Raw genomic sequence first — 17976 nt, forward strand, 5'->3', positions numbered from 1 at the left:
ACGGAGCCCGACCATGTCCCCTTCCCTCACCGCACTCGACAAGCTCGCCGACAGTGGCTTCAGCATCGGCCTCGAACTGCCGCTCGACAACGACTGGTCGCCGGCCGGCAACGCGAAGCGCCAGCACGACCGTCGCTACCCCGGCGTCCCCGACCTCGCGCGCCACGCGACGCTCGCACAACGGGCCGACAGGCTCGGCTTCCGTGCGCTCTGGGTGCGCGACGTGCCGGTGTACGACCCCGCGTTCGGCGACGCCGCGCAGGTGTTCGAAACCTTCTCGTATCTCGGCTACCTCGCCGGCATCACGAACGACATCCTGCTCGGCACGGCGGCCGTCGTGCTGCCGCTGCGCGAGCCGCTGCTCACGCTGAAATCGGCCGCGTCGATCCAGGAACTGAGCGGCGGCCGCCTGCTGCTCGGCGTCGCCAGCGGCGACCGGCCCGTCGAATATCCGCTGTTCGGCCGCGACTTCGCATCGCGCGGCGCGAATTTCCGCGACCAGATCGCGCTGCTGCGCGACGGCGCGCGCGGGCATCTGCCGCCCGGCCTCGACGTGCTGCCCGCCGCCCGTGCGCCGCTGCCGCTGCTCGTCGCGGGTCTCGCGCAGCAAACGCCCGCGTGGATCGGCGAACACATGGACGGCTGCCTCGCGTATCCCGGCACGCCGGACGACCACCGGCAGCGCGCCGCGAACTGGCGCGCGGTGGCCGGCGACAAGCCGTACGTGAGCTTCATCCACCTCGATCTCGCAGACGACCCGCACGCGCCGCTGCAGCGTCACCGCTTCGGCGCCCGCGCGGGGCGTCTCGCGCTCATCGGGGAGCTGGCGGCCATGCGCGACGCGGGCGTGCAGCACATCGGCCTGCATTTCCGCCGCAACCTGCGTCCGCTCGACGAGACGCTGGCCGAGATCGCGGCAGAGGTACTGCCGGTGTTCCACGCGGATGAAAACGCACGGACGCGCGCTGCATGACACCGGCGGAATCCACTCCCGATACTTGATTTCAGATCAAATATTTTTGACCGGCAACGGCGTTTATCTCACCAATCCAACACGCCAGAATGACTTCCATGGCAAACCCGTTCCACTTTCCCAGGAGTACCTGATGAGCAAGATTCCCGCATTCGGCCTCGGTACGTTCCGCCTGCAAGGCCAGACGGTCATCGACTCGGTGCGCAACGGCCTCGAAGTCGGCTACCGCGCGATCGACACCGCGCAGATCTACGGCAACGAAGCCGAAGTCGGCGAAGCGATCGCCGCGTCGGGCGTGCGCCGCGACGACCTGTTCCTCACGACCAAGATCTGGGTCGACCACTACGCGCCGGACAAGCTCGTGCCGAGCCTCGAGGAGAGCCTGCGCAAGCTGCGCACCGACCACGTCGACCTGACGCTGATCCACTGGCCGGCCCCCGACAACGGCGTCGCACTCGACACGTTCATGACCGCGCTCGCCGATGCGAAGGCGCAGGGCCTCACGCGCCGGATCGGCATCTCGAACTTCAACATCGCCCTGACGAAGGAAGCGATCGCAGCCGTCGGCAAGGACGCGATCGCGACGAACCAGATCGAGCTGAGCCCGTACCTGCAGAACCGCAAGCTCGTCGAATTCCTGAACGCCGAAGGCATCCACGTGACGTCGTACATGACGCTCGCGTACGGCAAGGTGCTCGGTGATCCGGTGATCGGCGCGATCGCGCGGCGTCACGACGCGACGCCCGCGCAGGTCGCGCTCGCATGGGCGTTGCAGCTCGGCTACTCGGTGATCCCGTCGTCGACGAAGCGCGAGAACCTCGCGAGCAACCTGCTCGCGCAGACGCTGCGCCTGACCGACGAAGACATGGCGCAGATCGCCGCGCTCGAACGCAACGGCCGCGAAGTCGACCCGGCCGGCCTCGCGCCGACGTGGGACTGAACACGCCACCCGCCACTCGCATTGGATTCGCCGCGGCCCGCAGGCCGCGGCACCGACAGGACATCAACACCATGACCCAGGACCCGCTTTTCCAACCGCTGCAACTCGGCGCGCTGACGCTGCCGAACCGCATCGTGATGCCGCCGATGACGCGCTCGCGCGCCAGCCAGCCCGGCGACGAAGCCAACGAACTGATGGCCGCGTATTACGCGCAGCGCGCAAGCGCGGGCCTGATCATCAGCGAAGGCACCTATATCGCGCCGCTCGGCAAGGGCTACGCGTGGACGCCCGGCATTCACACGCCGTCGCAGGTCGCCGGCTGGCGCAAGGTGACGGACGCCGTGCATGCGGCGCACGGCCGGATCTTCGCGCAGCTGTGGCACGTCGGCCGGCTGAGCCACACGAGCCTGCTCGGTGGCCGGCAGCCGGTGTCGTCGTCGCCGCTCCAGGCGACAGGCGTGAACGTGTTCATCGCCGGTGAAGACGGCAGCACGCCGGGCTTCGTGCAGGCGTCCGAGCCGCGCGCGCTGACGCTCGACGAGATCCGCGAGATCGTCGATCAATACCGCGCCGCCGCGCGCCACGCGATCGAGGCCGGCTTCGACGGCGTCGAGCTGCACGGCGCGAACGGCTATCTCGTGAACCAGTTCATCGACTCGAATGCGAACACGCGCACCGATGCGTACGGTGGTTCGCTCGAAAACCGGCTGCGCTTCCTGCGCGAAGTCACGCAGGCGCTGATCGAAGGCACGGGCGACGCATCGCGCGTCGGCATCCGCCTCGCGCCGCTGACGACGCTGAACGGTTGCGTCGACGACGATCCGGAAACGACCTACCTCGCCGCTGCAAAGCTGCTCGGCGAACTCGGCGTCGGCTACCTGCACATCGCGGAAGCCGACTGGGACGACGCGCCGTTGATGCCGGTCGAATTCAAGCGGCAACTGCGCGCCGCGTTCCCGGGCGTGCTGATCTACGCCGGCGCGTACACCGCCGAGCGCGCCCGCGAAGCGATCGCCGCCGGCTGGGCCGACCTCGTCGCGTTCGGCCGCCCGTTCGTCGCGAACCCCGACCTGCCCGAGCGGTTGCGCACCGGTGCCGCGCTCACACCGCACGACCGCAACACGCTGTTCGGCGGCGGCGAGCGCGGGCTGACCGACTATCCGACGCTGGCACAAGCCGCGGCCTGACGCACCCGCTGGGGCCACACATGAAAGCAACGCTCGCCCAGCTCGCGCTCGCCGCGATCCTGCCGTTCGCGGCCGCGCAGGCACCGACGCCGGTTGGCCCGGATTGAGGTTGAATCGGGCAGGCGCGGCCGCGTCAACCAGCGGCCGCGCGTCCCGGGCCGCGCGTAATCGCAAGGGCTATCGCCAAGATTGTCATTTGCGCATTGCAGCCGGTGCAATTAGCGTCTAGCGTTGACGGGTTCGTCGACGAATACCCGTCACCCGCCCCGAAAGGATGCCTCGCCATGCGAAGCCGCTTCCCGAAACGCCCCATGCTGCCGGCCGCCGCGGCCTGCGTTGCACTCGCCTTCTGCGCGTCGTCCGCCCGCGCCGACGACGCCGCCGGCCTCGCGCCGCCCCAGCCGGCCACGCCCGTGCTGTCGACGACCGCGGCTGGCTTACAGGTCTACACGTGCGACTACGATGCCGGACACAAGCTCGCATGGGTGTTCCAGCACCCGGAAGCGATGCTGTTCGACGCGAGCGGCACGCTCGTCGTCCGGCACGGCACCGGGCCGTCATGGGAGGCGCTCGACGGCAGCCGCATCACCGGCAAAAAACTCGCGGAAGCGCCGAGCGCACGCCCGGGCAGCATTCCGCAACTCCTGCTCGCCGCGACGCCGGCCGCAACGGACGCGAAGGCCGCGGCCGGCACGCTCACCGGCGTGCGCTTCGTGCAGCGGCTCGATACCGCGGGCGGCATGCCGCCGGATGCAGCGTGTTCGACCGAGCATGCGGTCGGCCGCTTCCCGTATTTCGCGCGCTACGTGTTCCTGAAGTAACGCATGGCGGCGCCCGAAGCACCGGGTGCCGTCGCAGCGGCGGCATCCTCTCGTATCACATTGATCAGTTATCCTATTTTTGATGAAAGGATGCCTGCCGTCATCAGGTACTGCGAAGCTCAGCCGATCCGCATCGACAACTCGACATCGCCGCCGAACGGTACCGACAAATAACCGTTCTCCGGTACGCGCACGTAAGCGAGATAGTCGGGGCTGAAATCGGCATTGTCGGCAACGACGAACGCGCCGGGCCGCAACCGCTGTTCGACAAGAGCAAGCACCTCGGGATACAACGCCTTCGCACCGTCGAGCAACAGCAGGTCGACCGAATCCGGCAGATCGGCAGCCAGCGTGCGCAGCGCATCGCCCTCGCGAATCTCCACGAGATCGGCCAGCCCGGCCTCCGCCAGGTTCGCCCGCGCCCGCACGACCTTCGACGGCTCGAATTCGCTGGTGATCAGCCGCCCGCCGCCGTTGTCGCGCAGCGCGGCCGCGAGATGCAGCGTCGAAATGCCGAACGACGTCCCGAATTCGACGATCGACCGCGCGCCGCCGCTGCGCGCAAGCATGTACAGCAGCGTGCCGGTCTCGCGCGACACCGCGAGCGGATAGTCCTTCAGGCGCGCATACAAGTCGGTGTAGTCGGTCTTGCTGCGCATCAGCCGCGCTTGCTCGTCGCGCGACAGGCTGGCGAAGTCCGGGCTCGTCGCGGGCGACGACGCGTCGGCTTCGTCGAACAGGCGTGCCAGCAGCGAGGCCAGCGGGTCGAGCGTCAGGGTGGTCATGCGTATCTCCGGGTTCAGGTTGAGTGCGTCGGTGCACCTGGCTAGAATATGACGAACTATTCAGGTTTTACTATTCGCATTGGCCAGCCACGCATGACCGACCGCTCGAACGCCCGGATTGCCACGCGCAAGCAGCCTCGGCAGGCTCGCTCGACCCAGCTCGTCGAGGCCGTCCTGCAGGCCGCTGTTCAGGTTTTGGCGACCGAAGGCGCGCAGCGCTTCACGATGGCGCGCGTCGCCGAGCGCGCCGGCGTGAGCGTCGGCTCGCTGTATCAGTACTTCCCGAACAAGGCGGCCGTGCTGTTCCGGCTGCAGCATGACGAGTGGCGACAGACGGCCGAGATGCTGCGCGGGATGCTGGAGGACGTGAACCGCACGCCGCCCGAGCGGCTGCGCACGGCCGTTCACGCATTCATCCGTTCGGAATGCGACGAGGCGCGGATGCGCATCGCACTCGACGACGCCGCGCCGCTCTATCGCAACGCACCGGAGGCGCACGAAGCGAAGGCGGCCGGCAACCGCATCTTCCAGACGTTCATGCGCGAGGCGCTGCCCGATGCACCAGACGCCACGCGCGAACTGGCCTGCGACCTGATCGTCACCACGCTCACCGCGGCCGGCAAGGCGTTTTCGGAAAGCGAGCGCTCGCCCGATGAAATCGACGCGTATTCGAACGCGATGGCCGACATGTTCCGCGCCTATCTCGACCATCTCGCGCACAATTGAGGCCGGGGCGACGACGAAAATCGCCTCGGCGCGACAGTGCCATCGTCCGAATGCAGGTTGCGCGCGGCGGCGCGTCCCGTCACCGCCCCTGCTTCCACCGGCCTGCCCGGCCACCATGAAAGACATTTGTAATTTTCGATGCATCCCCCGCTTCCCCTTTGCCCGTCGACCCTGCATTCAAATAATCGCCTTAACGGATTCGAACTAGGCGTATACACGTGTGTCGACGCGACGGAGCCCCGTTGCACGCCGATATAAGCGCTGAGACATGCGCTGCATGCTCTTCCCCCAATGGGACGTGATGGGCGGTTCGCCTAACCTTCGCTACGGCAAAGCACACGTGACGGGGTCGAGCCCACAACGCGTCGCACGACGCGACACCCACGCGATCGTTTCGATTCGCACGTAATGACACGGATCACGCGTCATTCGTCCCCACGACGTTGCCGACAATCCCAACTAGATACGAGACACCCTGACGACGGTTCGCTACGGGCCGTTTCAGCATGCTGATAAAGGAGCAAGCTCATGAGTGATACCCCGGTGCAGCCGACGGTCGGCGTCGGCGCGGAAGAAACTGACTTTGGCACCAAGGGAGTCATCGACCGGTACTTCGACATTTCGTCGCGCGGCAGCACGCAGCGCCGCGAGATCATCGCCGGCGTCACGACCTTCCTCGCGATGGTCTATTCCGTGTTCGTCGTCCCCGGCATGTTCGGCAAGGCCGGCTTCGACACGAGCGCCGTGTTCGTCGCGGTGTGCCTCACGACCGCGTTCGGTTCGCTGCTGATGGGCCTGTGGGCGAAGCTGCCGATCGCGATCGGCTGCGCGATCTCGCTGACAGCGTTCACCGCGTTCGGCCTCGTGCTCGGCAAGGGGCTGTCGCCGACGGTCGCGCTCGGCGCCGTGTTCCTGATGGGCCTCGTGTTTACCGGCATCTCGGTCACCGGCGTGCGTTCGTGGATCCTGCGCAACCTGCCCGCGGGCGTCGCGCACGGCACCGGGATCGGCATCGGCCTGTTCCTGCTGCTGATCGCCTCGAACGACGTGGGCCTCGTGATCAAGAACCCGGGCGCCGGCCTGCCGGTCTCGCTCGGCCAGATCACCGCGTTCCCGGTCATCATGTCGATCATCGGCCTCGCCGCGATTTTCGGCCTCGAGAAGCGTCGCGTGCCGGGCGGCATCCTGCTCGTCGTGATCGCGATCTCGATCTTCGGCCTGATCTTCGATCCGAGCGTGAAATACCACGGCATCTTCGCACTGCCGTCGCTGAGCGCACCCGGCCATGCGTCGCTGATCGGCGCGATGGACATCAAGGGCGCGCTGTCGATGGCCGTGCTGCCGAGCGTGCTGGCGCTGGTGATGACCGCCGTGTTCGACGCGACCGGCACGATCCGCGCGGTCGCGGGCCAGGCCGGCCAGCTCGACGAGAACGGCCGCATCATCAACGGCGGCCGTGCGCTGACCGCCGATTCGCTCAGCTCGATCTTCTCCGGCTTCCTCGGCGGTGCGCCGGCGGCAGCCTACATCGAGTCGAGCGTCGGCGTGGCCGCCGGCGCGAAGACGGGCCTCGCGGCCGCCGTGGTCGGCCTGCTGTTCCTCGTCGTGATGTTCTTCTCGCCGCTCGCGGGCCTCGTGCCGTCGTACGCCACCGCACCGGCGCTGATGTACGTCGGCCTGCTGATGCTCGGCAGCGTGAGCAAGCTGCACATGGACGACATGGTCGACGCGATGTCGGGCCTCGTGTGCGCGGTGTTCATCGTGCTGACCGCGAACATCGTGACGGGCATCATGCTCGGCTTCTCGACGCTCGTGATCGGCCGCATCGCCAGCGGCGAATTCCGCAAGCTCAACGTCGGCACCGTGCTCATCGCGGCCGTGCTCGTCACGTTCTATCTCGGCGGCTGGGCGATCTGATCAGCGAATCGTGCGCGACGTCGCCGGCAGAAGGACGGCGCGCATCGGGACGACATCGTCTCCTCCACCATCATCGTTGATGGTCTCCGAGCCTGGGAACGCAAGTTTCCGGGCTTTTTTTGTTGATGGGGCGCAGTGCGGCGCGCATCGCGGAAACGGTGCGGCGTGAATCCGCCCCCGGTGCTACGATCGGGCTTTGCCTTCGGGAGCCCCCATGAACGCGCTCGGCATCGTCTCCGAATCGAGCACCCGGACGTCGGCGCGCAAGCCGCCGTTCATCCCGTCGTTCGGCTTCCACGAAGTGCACGAATCGAAGCCGATCGATGCCGCGCCGGCGCGCATCATCGACACGGTCGCCACGCTCGACATGCGCACGGATCCGATCGTCGACGCGCTGCTCAACGTCCGCGAATTCCCGGCAGCCGTTGCCGCATCGCTGCGCTCCGGCGCCACACGCGTCGAACGAGAACGCTTCGGCCTCCATGCGTTCACGCCGCTGCATCGCGACGAAACGTCGCTGTCGCTCGGCCTCGTCGGCCGCTTCTGGCGCCCGGACCTCGGCGTGCTGAAGATCGCCGACGCGGCGGCGTTCGTGCGGCACGGCGATCCGCGCGATGCGAAGCTGGTGCTCCGCTTCGAAGTCGTCGGGCTCGCGTCGGGTGCGCACCTGCTGCGCACCGAAACCTTCGTGCATTGCCCGACCGCCCGCACGCGGCTGCTGTTCATGCCGTACTGGCTCGCGATCCGGATGGCGAGCGGCTGGATTCGACGCCGGACGCTGACGGCTGTCGAAATGGCGCTGGCGTAGGGCGTCGCCGCACCTGCCATTGCGGCACGTGCAGGCTATCCGCATCAACACGGCTTGATCACGACCAACCCGGCGACGAGCGCCGTCGCGGCCTCGACCGCACCTGCCGCCTGCCCGAGCCACGGCGCCGTAAACCCATGCGCACGCAACCGTCAGGATTGCCATCAAATTCCGCTTCAACCCATCGCCCGCCACAGCATCGCGCCAACCGGACCCGATCGATGACCCGCATCCGCAACCCCCTGAACCTCGCGCAGCTCCAGGCGTTCGTCTCCGCCGCGCATCACAAGAGCCTGCGCGCCGCCGCGCGCGAACTCGGCGTCACGCAGCCCGCGGTCACGCACACGATCCGCGAACTCGAAACGGCGCTCAACGCGGAACTGCTCGCGCGCAGCGTGCGCGGCGTCGAGCTGACCGCGTGCGGCCATGCGCTGCTGCCGCGCGCCGAGCAACTGCTCGGCGATATCCGCCGCACGGTCGAGGCCGTCGAGCAGGTGAAAGGCGAGATGTCGGGGCGCGTGGCGGTCGGCACGATGCCGTCGATCGCGCTCACCGCGCTGCCGCACGCGGTGACGGCGTTCCGCCAGTCGATGCCGAACGTGAGCCTGCATCTCGAGGAAGTGACGGTGCCCGACGCGCTCGCGCAGTTGCGCAACGGCACGCTCGACATCGCTGCGATGCACCACGTGCCCGCGCTCGACCGCGATTTCACGCAATTGCCGCTGCTGTCGACCGAATTCACCGTCGTGATGCGCGAAGGCCACCCGCTTGCGCAGGCGCGCCGGTTAGAGGATTTGCTCGATGCCGAGTGGATCGTCACCGTCGGCGCCGAGCAGTTTCCGCACAGTGTGATGGTCGGGATGTTCGAGGCGCACGGGCTGCCGCTGCCCAAACGTTTGCTGCGCTCGCCGATGTCGTTCGCGGTGACGCTCGGGCTCGTCGCGCGCTCGGACGTGATCGGCTGCTTCACGCGCCCGCTCGCCGCGATGGTCGCGCCGCTGGGCATCCGCACGGCCGAACTCGACGAAACCATGCCGCGCTTCGACCTGTCGATCATCGCGCGGCGCGACCTGCTGCCCACGCCCGCCGTCACGCAATTCGTCACGTGCCTGCAGCGCGCGGTCAACGAAACGCTCGGCTGAATCGTTCCTGTGTCTGAAACGGCGTCGCCCCTCATGCGCCGCCGCCGGGCCCGGTATCGGGGCTTGTCCTAGGCGCCCCGCCGGTATTTTGTCTTGATAATCTTCCGCACGTCGCGCGCCCCCATCGGGCGGGCGAAACGGACTGTCCGACGCGAAGCCGCGCCGGGCCGAAGGCTTACGGCGCGGCACAACCGCGCACCCATCGAACAAAACGAGGAGTCACCGAGTGAAAAAGATTCTTGCGGCTGTGACCGTAGCCCTGCTCGCCGTATCGGCAGGCACCGCGTATGCGAAGGACTGGACGACCGTGCGGTTCGGCGTCGACGCAAGCTACCCGCCTTTCGAATCGAAAGGCGCCGACGGCAAGGTTGTGGGTTTCGACGTCGACCTCGGCAACGAAATCTGCCGCCGCATGAACGCGAAGTGCGTTTGGATCGAAAACGACTTCGACGGGATGATTCCCGCGCTGAAGGCCCGCAAGTTCGACGGCGTGCTGTCGTCGATGTCGATGACGCCGGCGCGTCAGGAACAGATCGCCTTCTCGGCGAAGCTGTTCAACACGCCGACGCGCCTCGTCACGAAGAAGGGCGCGAACCTGCAGCCGACGGCCGAATCGCTGAAGGGCAAGTCGGTCGGCGTCGAGCAGGGCACGATCCAGGAAACCTATGCGAAGACGTACTGGGCGTCGAAGGGCGTGAACGTCGTGCCTTACCAGAACCAGGACCAGGTCTACGCCGACCTGATCTCGGGCCGTCTGGACGGCGCGCTGCAGGACGCGGTGCAAGCTGAAATCGGCTTCCTGAAGACCCCGCGCGGCGCGAACTTCGATTTCGCCGGCAAGGACATCGACGATCCGAAGACGCTCGGCAACGGCGCCGGCATCGGCCTGCGCAAGGAAGACACCGACCTGAAGGCGAAGATCGACGGCGCAATCGCCGGCATGCGCAAGGACGGCACGTACGACAAGATCGCGAAGAAGTACTTCGATTTCGACGTCTACGGCAAGTAATCCGCCCGGCAAGCATACGCTTCGCCTCGGCACGAACGGGCTCCGCAAGGAGCCCGTTTTTTTGCGCGGGCCGTGCCGGCAGCGTTATTTTTTCCGCCCCAACCTGATGATTCTCAAAGGGAAACGGCGTGTTCTGGCGCCGGTTTGATGGCGGCGAGGAAGGCAACGTACAATCGATCTTCCACGCACACCGGATCATTCGCGGCTGCGCCGCACTCCCCCATCATGCAAACGCAGACCCATCCGCTGATTTCCCCCGCCGTCGGTACCGAACGCCAGATCACGAGCTTTCACTACGGCCCGCGCGGCGGCAAGAAGGTCTATATCCAGTCGTCGCTGCACGCGGACGAACTGCCCGGCATGCTGGTCGCCACGCTGCTGCGCCGCAAGATCGCCGCGCTCGAGACGGCCGGCAAGCTGCGCGGCGAAGTCGTCATCGTGCCGGTGCCGAACCCGATCGGCCTGTCGCAACACGTGTTCGGCGATCACCTCGGCCGCTTCGAGCTCGGCTCGATGCAGAACTTCAACCGCAATTTCTACGATCTCGCGGCGCTCGTGCTGCCGCGCGTCGAACACCGCCTCACGAACGACGCGCAGCACAACCTCGTCGCCGTGCGCGCCGCGATGCGCGAAGCGCTCGACGAGCAGAAGCCGCGCACCGAGCTCGACTCGCAGCGCCTCGCGCTGCAGAAGCTGTCGTTCGACGCCGACATCGTGCTCGACCTGCACTGCGACAGCGATGCGGTGATGCACCTCTACACGAATCCCGATCTGTGGCCGGACGTCGAGCCGCTGTCGCGCTACCTCGACGCGCAGGCGTCGCTGCTCGCGCTGAATTCGGTCGGCAACCCGTTCGACGAGATCCACAGCTTCTGCTGGTCGGATCTGCGCAGCCGCTTCGGCGACCGCTTCCCGATCCCGAACGGCGCGATTTCCGTCACGATCGAACTGCGCAGCGAGCGCGACGTGTCGTACGAGTTCGCCGAAAAGGACGCACAGGCGATCGTCGAATACCTGACCGAGCGCGGGATCGTCGACGGCACGCCGGCGCCGCTGCCGCCGCTCGCGCATCCGGCCACGCCGCTCGCGGGCACCGATCCGCTCGTCGCGCCGGTGTCGGGCGTGATCGTGTTCCGGACGCCGGTGGGCGTGATGATCGAGGCCGGCCAGGCCGTGGCCGACATCGTCGATCCGCTGACCGATCGCGTCGTCACGCTGAAGAGCAGCGTGTCGGGCGTGCTGTACGCGCGCCAGATCGTACGCTTCGCGACGGCCGGCATGGAAGTCGCGCGGATTGCCGGCGCGACCGCGATCCGCACGGGTTCGCTGCTGTCGGCCTGAGCGGCCGGTGTGCGCGCCGGAGCACGGCGCGCACGTATCGCGCATACCCGCCCGCACCAACGAAATCGCCCGCTTGCGCGGGCGATTGGCTTTCCGGATCGTCGATCTTCGGCCATCCGGTACGTGAAAACGTTCAGAACGCCGGGATGATCGCGCCGCCGAACTTCTGGTCGATGAACTTGCGCACGTCGTCCGATTCATAGGCCGCGACGAGCTTCTTCACCCACGGCTTGTCCTTGTCCTGTGCGCGCACCGCGATCAGGTTCGCGTACGGCCCGCGCAGATCCTCGATCGCGATCGCATCCTTCACCGGCGTAAGCCCGGCCTTCACCGCGTAGTCGGTGTTGATCGACGCGGCATCGACGTCGGGCAGCGCGCGCGGCAGCTGCGCGGAATCGAGCTCGACGATCTTGATCTTCTTCGGGTTCTCGGCGATGTCGAGCGGCGTCGCATTCACGCCGTTCGCGCCGACGCCCGGCTTCAGCTTGATCACCCCGTACTTCTGCAGCAGCAACAGCGCGCGGTTGCCGTTCGACGGATCGTTCTGGATCCCGACCTTCGCGCCCACCGGCAAGTCCTTCAGCGACTTGATCTTCTTCGAGTAGAAACCCATGGGCGCCGTGTACGTGAGCCCGACGTTGACGATCTTGTAGCCGCGCTGCTTGATCTGGCTGTCGAGGAACGGCTGGTGCTGGAAGCCGTTCGCGTCGAGATCGCCGGCATCGAGCGCCGCGTTCGGCTGCACGTAGTCGTTGAATTCGATGACCTTGATCGCGAGACCTTCGCGCGCGGCGACCTTCGTCACCTCGGTCCAGATCTGCGCGTCGGGGCCGCTCATCGTGCCGATTTTCAGCGTTTGGGAGTCGGCGTGGGCGCCGGGCGCCGCGAATGCCAGCGCGGCGGCAAGTGCGCCGAGGCCGGTCAGGAATGAACGTCGCATGGTGACCTCTTGTCCCGTGTCGTTTGTTGGAACACGGATCGTGGCATGGGGCCGGAACGCCGCCAACCAAGCTTATTTCATGTACATATTCCTGATTTCGGACGAATCTCAGTCTGAATCGGTATAACCACCGACTATACAACCGGGCAGAATTCGGTGTCGCATCGACGCCACAGATTCTTCATATGACAGTCGCTGTCATATTCATTACGTGGCCCCTCGATAAAGTTGCCGCCGGTCCGTGAAAGCGCCCATAGAGAGCGCCGGAACCGCAACTGGACACGCCATTTATTCGCTCGGAGAATCCTTTGAACAAGAAACTGTTGACCATCGCCGTTCTGGCAGCAACGGCCGGCACCGCACACGCACAAAGCAGCGTGACCCTGTACGGCGTCATCGATGCCGGTATCAGCTACGTGAACCACAGCAAGACCGCCAACGGCGGTACGGGCAAGCTGTTCAAGTACGACGACGGCGTTGCCCAGGGCAGCCGTTGGGGCCTGCGCGGCACCGAAGACCTCGGTGGCGGCCTGAAGGCGATCTTCGTGCTCGAAAACGGCTTCAACAGCGGTAACGGCACGCTCGGCCAGGGCGGCGCGATCTTCGGCCGCCAGGCTTACGTCGGCCTGAGCCAGTCGCAATACGGCACGGTCACGTTCGGCCGCCAGTACTCGTTCTCGACGGACATCCTCGGCTCGAACTACTCGACGGGCGGCAACACGGTCGCGGGTAACTACGCGTACCACGTGAACGACCTCGACCAGCTCACGTCGAGCCGCATCAACAACGCCGTGAAGTTCCAGAGCGCGAACTACTCGGGCTTCACGTTCGGCGCGTTGTACGGCTTCTCGAACTCGACGGACTTCGCAGGCGCACCGGCGACGACGACGGGCACGACGACGACGGCAGGCTCGTCGCGCGCATACAGCTTCGGCCTGAACTACGCGAACGGCCCGGTCTCGGTCGGCGCAGCGTACACGGACATCCGCTTCCCGAGCCAGTCGACGCCGGCTTTCTCGACGACGATCGCGAATATCGCAACGGGCAACGTCCGCGACCTGCGCACGTACGGCGTCGGTGGCCGTTACGTCTGGGGCCCGGCAACGGCATGGCTGCTGTGGACGCGTACGCAGTTCTCGACCGTGTCGGGCGCGGGCGGCACGTTCTACAACGCGTATGAAGCAGGCGCGAAGTACGCGTTCACGCCGGCGCTGTCGGGCGGCCTCGGCTACACGTACACGAACGCGACGCAGAGCGGCAACTCGTGGCACTGGAACCAGGTCAACGGTATCGCCGACTACGCACTCAGCAAGCGTACGGACGTGTACGGCCTGGTCGTGTACCAGCAAGCGTCGGGCAAGGGCGTGCAAGCGCAGATCGGCTCGAGCACGAGCTACTTCAATACGTCGGGCACGGGTTCGAAGAACCAGATCGCCGCACGTATCGGTATCCGTCACAAGTTCTAAAGCATCCGCTTAACTCGCGGATCACGACGGCAAGAAGCGCCCCGCTCCACGCGGGGCGCTTTTTTATGGGCTTTTAAGTTTCGCTTAATTCTGGGCTGAGAGGATGCTCTCACCCCCCCTGTTGGCCGCCTGAACATCGGCGGCTTTTTTTTTGAACCGCCGACGGCGCCGCCATCGATTGCCCACAAGACAAGACAGGATCGGAGGCCATGATGATCGAAGATACCGTTTTCAGCCATCTGCACGCGATTCTGACGTGCCAACACTCGATGCCGGTCCAGAGCTGCCGCGTATCGGTCGAAATGCAGCGCCCGTGGGGCCGGCCGTATCGCCTCGTCGAATGGACGATGCATCTCGACGCGCCCGCGCGGCGCCAGATCGTGCCGGCCGAATCGACCGACGAAGAGATCGCCGAGGTCGTCGCCTCGCACGTGCCGGGCAGGCTTTACGGCGACGGCCGCCTGCAGTTCTGAGCGCCTTCCTGCTTCATCCGCTTCCCTGGTGTCAGCCGCGCCGCACGCATCGTGCGGCAGTCGGTCTCGTTTGATGCCGCAACGAAACCTGCTACGCTGCGCGTTTTCGTCCACGCAACACACGATGGAAAACGCATTCAACGAACGCGGCGTGATGATCACGCGCAACGGCCTGTCGGCCGCCGGGCAGGTATTCGCACTCCGTGACATCCGCCAGGTCGACGTCGTCAAGATTCCGAAGAACCGCCTCGTGCCGTCGCTGATCTCGCTGATCGGCGCGGCCGTCGCCGTCGCAGGCGGCATCGCCGGATCGAGCGCCGCGCTCGTCGTCGGCGTGATGCTCGTCGTCGTCGGCTATCTCGCCTGGGCCACCCAGGACGTCACGTATCGCCTGATGGTCGAGATGCCCGACGGCAAGCGCGAAGCGCTGTCGAGCGTCGACGTCGAGTTCGTCGAACGCGTCGCGCAGGTCGTGCGCGATGCGCAGGCCGCGAAAGCCGCCGGCTGATTCCGTTCGCTTCCCTGCACGTTTCGATTCGCGGTGCGCCGGCCACGCGTGGCGCGTTTCGCGTCGCGCGACGGCAGCGTCGATTGCCCCGTCGAATCGCATTCCGCCTCCCCGTCGCCCACACCGCGCCTGCGCGGCGACCGCCGACCGCCTAGTATGGAAAGAGCGGCTCGCCGCCGCATTGTCCGATGGAGGCCAGCATGAACGTCCAGACGCTGTCCGGCACGCTTCGCGCGCAGGAACTGCTGATCGTGTCGATGATCCGCGCGCTTCCCCCTGACACACGCCGAGCGCTCGTCGACCTCTACACCGAACAGATCGCGTTCGCCGAGCAGGCCGGCCTCGAAGGCCACGGCGATCGCGCGACGCATGACGCGTTCATCACGCATGCGCGCAACCTGCTGATTCGCATCGAAGCGCTGGCCTAGGGCCTGCGTTTTTCCCGAATTTCCCGCCGTGGCTCGCCCGAGCCGCGCAGGTAAGCGCTCACCCACGCGAGCCGCTTTCCGTTCTTGTATTGATAATAATTCTCATTTACACTGGTAAAGTTATCAGTTGCCTTTCAATTCGCCGCTCGCCGCCTTCCGTGCGCGGGCGGGCCAGCCAGGTGAACGCGTCACCCAGCCAGCCTTCGGGCTTGTCATCATCAATGGGAGACCACCTGTGCATTGCTATACGCTGGCGCGGCGGCCGATCTGTGCCGCGCTGTTCGGCGCGTTCGGCCTGTCCGCCGCCACGGCTCACGCCGATTCGACGCCGCAAGGCGCCAACCCGCCTGCCACCCTCCTCGTCGCCGCGTCCACGCGCGGCGACGCGGCGCTGCTCGATCCCGTCACCGTCACGGCCAACCGCACCGCCACGGCCACGAGCCGCACGGCAGCGTCCGTGTCGGTGATCACCGACGAGGATCTGGAAGAACAGCAGGCCACCAACATCAAGGACGCGCTGCGCTACGAGCCGGGCGTCACCGTGCGCCGCACCGCGTACCGGCCCGGCAACGCCGCGCTCGGCGGCGGCCGCGACGGCGATTCGAGCATCAACATCCGCGGCCTCGAGGGCAATCGCGTGCTGCTGATGGAAGACGGCATCCGCCTGCCGAACGCGTTTTCGTTCGGGCCGCTCGAAGCGGGGCGCGGCGACTACGCCGATCTCGACACGCTCAAGCGCATCGAGATCCTGCGCGGGCCGGCGTCGGCGCTGTACGGCAGCGACGGCCTGACCGGCGCGGTGAACTTCATCACGAAGGACCCGCGCGACCTGCTGTCGATCTACAACAAGCCCTATTACTTCTCGTTCCGGCCGAGCTACGACTCGGCCGACCGCAGCGTCGGCGCGACCGTGTCGGCCGCGGGCGGCAACGATCGCGTGCAGGGGATGATCATCGCCGACGGCCGGCGTGGCCACGAGGTCGACACGCGCGGCAGCAACAACTCGGCGAGCACGCTGCGCACCACGTCGAACCCGCAGGACGTCTATTCGGAATCGCTGCTCGGCAAGCTCGTGCTGACACCGACCACGCGCGACACGATCAAGTTCGCCGCCGAAACGGTGCAGCGCCGCGTGAGCACCGACGTGCTGTCGGCGATCAGCCCGCCAACCACGCTCGGCCTCACGACCTACGACCGGCTCGAGCGCAACCGCTTCAGCGTCGACTACGATTTCCGCGACGATGCGTTCCGCTGGTTCCAGACCGCGCACGTGCAGTTCTACTACCAGGACGCGAAGCAGGACCAGTACGCGTTCGAGACGCGCGGCCGGGCGGCTTCGCGTTCGCGCGACAACCAGTACAAGGAACGCACGTTCGGCGGCTCCGCGTTCGCCGAAAGCGGCTTCGCGACCGGCCCGTTCGCGCACAAGCTGCTTTACGGCGTCGACGGCAGCGTGTCGCGCGTGACGAACCTGCGCGACGGCACGGTGCCGGGCGTCGGCGAGGCATTCCCGAACAAGGCGTTCCCCGACACCGACTACACGCTGTTCGGCGCGTTCGTGCAGGACCAGATCGGCTACGGCCGCCTGCTCGTCACGCCGGGCCTGCGCTTCGACACGTACCGGCTGAGCCCGACCGAGAACGATCCGTTGTTCACGGGCAAGGCCGTGTCGACGAGCGCGAACGAACTGTCGCCGCGCGTCGCCGTGCTCTACGAGATCACGCCCGCGGTCATCCCGTACGTGCAGTACGCGCACGGCTTCCGCGCGCCGACGCCCGACCAGGTGAACAGCAGCTTCTCGAACCCGGTGTACGGCTACACGTCGATCGGCAATCCGAACCTGAAGCCGGAGACGAGCGACACGTTCGAAGCGGGCTTGCGCGGCAAGGCCGGCACCGGCTACGGCGTCGTGCGCTACAGCGCCGCCGCCTTCACGGGCCGCTACCGCAACTTCATCTCGCGCACGACGATCGCCGGCAGCGGCCGGCCAACCGACCCGTTCGTGTTCCAGTACGTGAACTTCGCCGACGCGCGCATTCACGGCCTCGAAGGCCGCGCCGAGTGGGTGATGCCGAACGGCATCACGCTGAAGACGGCGATGGCGTTCACGAAGGGCTCGACGCAGAACGACGGCGCGGCCAGCCAGCCGCTGAACACCGTCAACCCGTTCTCGGCCGTGTTCGGCGTGCGCTACGAGCCGACCGAGCGCTGGTACGTGCAGACCGACCTGCTGTTCCAGGCCGCGAAACGCGACAAGGACATCGACAAGTCCGACTGCTCGAACAAGGCGTGCTTCTCGCCGCCGTCGTCGTTCGTCGTCGACCTGCGCGGCGGCTATCGCTTCAACAAGCACGTGAGCGCGACGATCGGCATCCGCAACCTGTTCGACCGCAAGTACTGGAACTGGTCGGACGTGCGCGGCATCGCCGCCGATTCGCAGGTGCTCGACGCGTATACGTCGTCCGGTCGCACGGTCGCCGTCAGCATGAAAGTGGATTTCTGATGCGCGCCG

The 17976-nt window shown here is 66.6% G+C and carries 17 protein-coding genes; 15 read left to right on the forward strand and 2 right to left on the reverse strand.

Annotation, left to right across the window (positions count from 1 at the left end):
- Positions 1 to 13 precede the first annotated feature (13 nt).
- The 4 genes from CFB41_RS30065 (at position 14) to CFB41_RS30080 (ending at position 3921) form a co-directional block, all read left to right on the forward strand.
- Positions 14 to 973, forward strand: coding sequence for a TIGR03571 family LLM class oxidoreductase (locus tag CFB41_RS30065; protein ID WP_089459108.1), 960 nt, complete (start codon positions 14 to 16; stop codon positions 971 to 973).
- Between the two features lie 133 nt (positions 974 to 1106).
- The gene (dkgB, locus tag CFB41_RS30070; protein ID WP_089459109.1) at positions 1107 to 1913 is read left to right on the forward strand and encodes a 2,5-didehydrogluconate reductase DkgB; all 807 of its coding nucleotides are present in this window, start codon (positions 1107 to 1109) and stop codon (positions 1911 to 1913) included.
- 71 nt (positions 1914 to 1984) lie between these two features.
- Entirely contained in the window at positions 1985 to 3100 is a 1116-nt protein-coding gene (locus CFB41_RS30075) for an alkene reductase (protein WP_089459110.1), read from the forward strand.
- A 284-nt stretch (positions 3101 to 3384) separates the two neighbouring features.
- On the forward strand, positions 3385 to 3921 hold the full coding sequence (locus tag CFB41_RS30080; protein WP_089459111.1) for a DUF3455 domain-containing protein: 537 nt from the start codon (positions 3385 to 3387) through the stop codon (positions 3919 to 3921).
- A 119-nt stretch (positions 3922 to 4040) separates the two neighbouring features.
- Here CFB41_RS30080 and CFB41_RS30085 read toward each other — a convergent pair whose 3' ends face one another.
- Positions 4041 to 4706, reverse strand: a complete 666-nt coding sequence (locus tag CFB41_RS30085; RefSeq protein ID WP_089459112.1) for an O-methyltransferase — start codon at positions 4704 to 4706, stop codon at positions 4041 to 4043.
- Positions 4707 to 4799: 93 nt separating this feature from the next.
- Between CFB41_RS30085 and CFB41_RS30090 the strand changes: the two genes are divergently transcribed.
- The 6 genes from CFB41_RS30090 to CFB41_RS30115 all read left to right on the forward strand — a co-directional run bounded on the left by CFB41_RS30090 (position 4800) and on the right by CFB41_RS30115 (position 11649).
- Positions 4800 to 5432, forward strand: coding sequence for a TetR family transcriptional regulator (locus CFB41_RS30090; RefSeq protein ID WP_256941289.1), 633 nt, complete (start codon positions 4800 to 4802; stop codon positions 5430 to 5432).
- A gap of 528 nt (positions 5433 to 5960) precedes the next feature.
- Complete coding sequence (locus tag CFB41_RS30095; RefSeq protein ID WP_089459114.1) at positions 5961 to 7349, forward strand: NCS2 family permease; 1389 nt, start codon at positions 5961 to 5963, stop codon at positions 7347 to 7349.
- A 214-nt stretch (positions 7350 to 7563) separates the two neighbouring features.
- A complete protein-coding gene (locus CFB41_RS30100; protein ID WP_089459115.1) occupies positions 7564 to 8157 on the forward strand; it encodes a hypothetical protein in 594 nt (197 codons plus the stop codon).
- Between the two features lie 221 nt (positions 8158 to 8378).
- Complete coding sequence (locus CFB41_RS30105; RefSeq protein ID WP_179250246.1) at positions 8379 to 9299, forward strand: LysR family transcriptional regulator; 921 nt, start codon at positions 8379 to 8381, stop codon at positions 9297 to 9299.
- A 226-nt stretch (positions 9300 to 9525) separates the two neighbouring features.
- Positions 9526 to 10308 (forward strand): ABC transporter substrate-binding protein, encoded by a 783-nt coding sequence (locus tag CFB41_RS30110; protein WP_089459116.1) that lies wholly within the window; start codon positions 9526 to 9528, stop codon positions 10306 to 10308.
- A 225-nt stretch (positions 10309 to 10533) separates the two neighbouring features.
- On the forward strand, positions 10534 to 11649 hold the full coding sequence (locus CFB41_RS30115; RefSeq protein WP_089459117.1) for a succinylglutamate desuccinylase/aspartoacylase family protein: 1116 nt from the start codon (positions 10534 to 10536) through the stop codon (positions 11647 to 11649).
- Positions 11650 to 11782: 133 nt separating this feature from the next.
- Here the strand turns inward: CFB41_RS30115 and CFB41_RS30120 are convergent, their stop codons facing one another.
- Positions 11783 to 12589: a MetQ/NlpA family ABC transporter substrate-binding protein gene (locus CFB41_RS30120; protein WP_089459118.1), complete on the reverse strand. Its 807-nt coding sequence runs from the start codon at positions 12587 to 12589 to the stop codon at positions 11783 to 11785.
- Between the two features lie 308 nt (positions 12590 to 12897).
- Here CFB41_RS30120 and CFB41_RS30125 point away from each other — a divergent pair, with 308 nt between their 5' ends.
- The 5 genes from CFB41_RS30125 to CFB41_RS30145 all read left to right on the forward strand — a co-directional run bounded on the left by CFB41_RS30125 (position 12898) and on the right by CFB41_RS30145 (position 17967).
- Positions 12898 to 14055, forward strand: coding sequence for a porin (locus tag CFB41_RS30125; protein WP_089441497.1), 1158 nt, complete (start codon positions 12898 to 12900; stop codon positions 14053 to 14055).
- Between the two features lie 212 nt (positions 14056 to 14267).
- Complete coding sequence (locus CFB41_RS30130) at positions 14268 to 14528, forward strand: DUF2866 domain-containing protein (protein WP_011353838.1); 261 nt, start codon at positions 14268 to 14270, stop codon at positions 14526 to 14528.
- A gap of 124 nt (positions 14529 to 14652) precedes the next feature.
- Positions 14653 to 15036: a DUF6232 family protein gene (locus CFB41_RS30135; RefSeq protein WP_089459119.1), complete on the forward strand. Its 384-nt coding sequence runs from the start codon at positions 14653 to 14655 to the stop codon at positions 15034 to 15036.
- A gap of 200 nt (positions 15037 to 15236) precedes the next feature.
- Positions 15237 to 15464: a hypothetical protein gene (locus tag CFB41_RS30140; RefSeq protein ID WP_039350095.1), complete on the forward strand. Its 228-nt coding sequence runs from the start codon at positions 15237 to 15239 to the stop codon at positions 15462 to 15464.
- 235 nt (positions 15465 to 15699) lie between these two features.
- Positions 15700 to 17967, forward strand: coding sequence for a TonB-dependent hemoglobin/transferrin/lactoferrin family receptor (locus tag CFB41_RS30145; protein ID WP_089459120.1), 2268 nt, complete (start codon positions 15700 to 15702; stop codon positions 17965 to 17967).
- Positions 17968 to 17976: the final 9 nt, after the last annotated feature.

Origin of the sequence: Burkholderia sp. AU33803, assembly GCF_002223095.1 — a bacterium.
Taxonomy (GTDB): domain Bacteria; phylum Pseudomonadota; class Gammaproteobacteria; order Burkholderiales; family Burkholderiaceae; genus Burkholderia.

Excerpts from the sequence above, each read along its gene's own strand:
- CFB41_RS30065 (WP_089459108.1), top strand. The coding sequence starts at position 14 with ATGTCCCCTTCCCTCACCGCACTCGACAAGCTCGCCGACAGTGGCTTC.
- dkgB (WP_089459109.1), top strand. The coding sequence starts at position 1,107 with ATGAGCAAGATTCCCGCATTCGGCCTCGGTACGTTCCGCCTGCAAGGC.
- CFB41_RS30075 (WP_089459110.1), top strand. The coding sequence starts at position 1,985 with ATGACCCAGGACCCGCTTTTCCAACCGCTGCAACTCGGCGCGCTGACG.
- CFB41_RS30080 (WP_089459111.1), top strand. The coding sequence starts at position 3,385 with ATGCGAAGCCGCTTCCCGAAACGCCCCATGCTGCCGGCCGCCGCGGCC.
- CFB41_RS30085 (WP_089459112.1), bottom strand. The coding sequence starts at position 4,706 with ATGACCACCCTGACGCTCGACCCGCTGGCCTCGCTGCTGGCACGCCTG.
- CFB41_RS30090 (WP_256941289.1), top strand. The coding sequence starts at position 4,800 with ATGACCGACCGCTCGAACGCCCGGATTGCCACGCGCAAGCAGCCTCGG.
- CFB41_RS30095 (WP_089459114.1), top strand. The coding sequence starts at position 5,961 with ATGAGTGATACCCCGGTGCAGCCGACGGTCGGCGTCGGCGCGGAAGAA.
- CFB41_RS30100 (WP_089459115.1), top strand. The coding sequence starts at position 7,564 with ATGAACGCGCTCGGCATCGTCTCCGAATCGAGCACCCGGACGTCGGCG.
- CFB41_RS30105 (WP_179250246.1), top strand. The coding sequence starts at position 8,379 with ATGACCCGCATCCGCAACCCCCTGAACCTCGCGCAGCTCCAGGCGTTC.
- CFB41_RS30115 (WP_089459117.1), top strand. The coding sequence starts at position 10,534 with ATGCAAACGCAGACCCATCCGCTGATTTCCCCCGCCGTCGGTACCGAA.
- CFB41_RS30120 (WP_089459118.1), bottom strand. The coding sequence starts at position 12,589 with ATGCGACGTTCATTCCTGACCGGCCTCGGCGCACTTGCCGCCGCGCTG.
- CFB41_RS30130 (WP_011353838.1), top strand. The coding sequence starts at position 14,268 with ATGATCGAAGATACCGTTTTCAGCCATCTGCACGCGATTCTGACGTGC.
- CFB41_RS30135 (WP_089459119.1), top strand. The coding sequence starts at position 14,653 with ATGGAAAACGCATTCAACGAACGCGGCGTGATGATCACGCGCAACGGC.
- CFB41_RS30140 (WP_039350095.1), top strand. The coding sequence starts at position 15,237 with ATGAACGTCCAGACGCTGTCCGGCACGCTTCGCGCGCAGGAACTGCTG.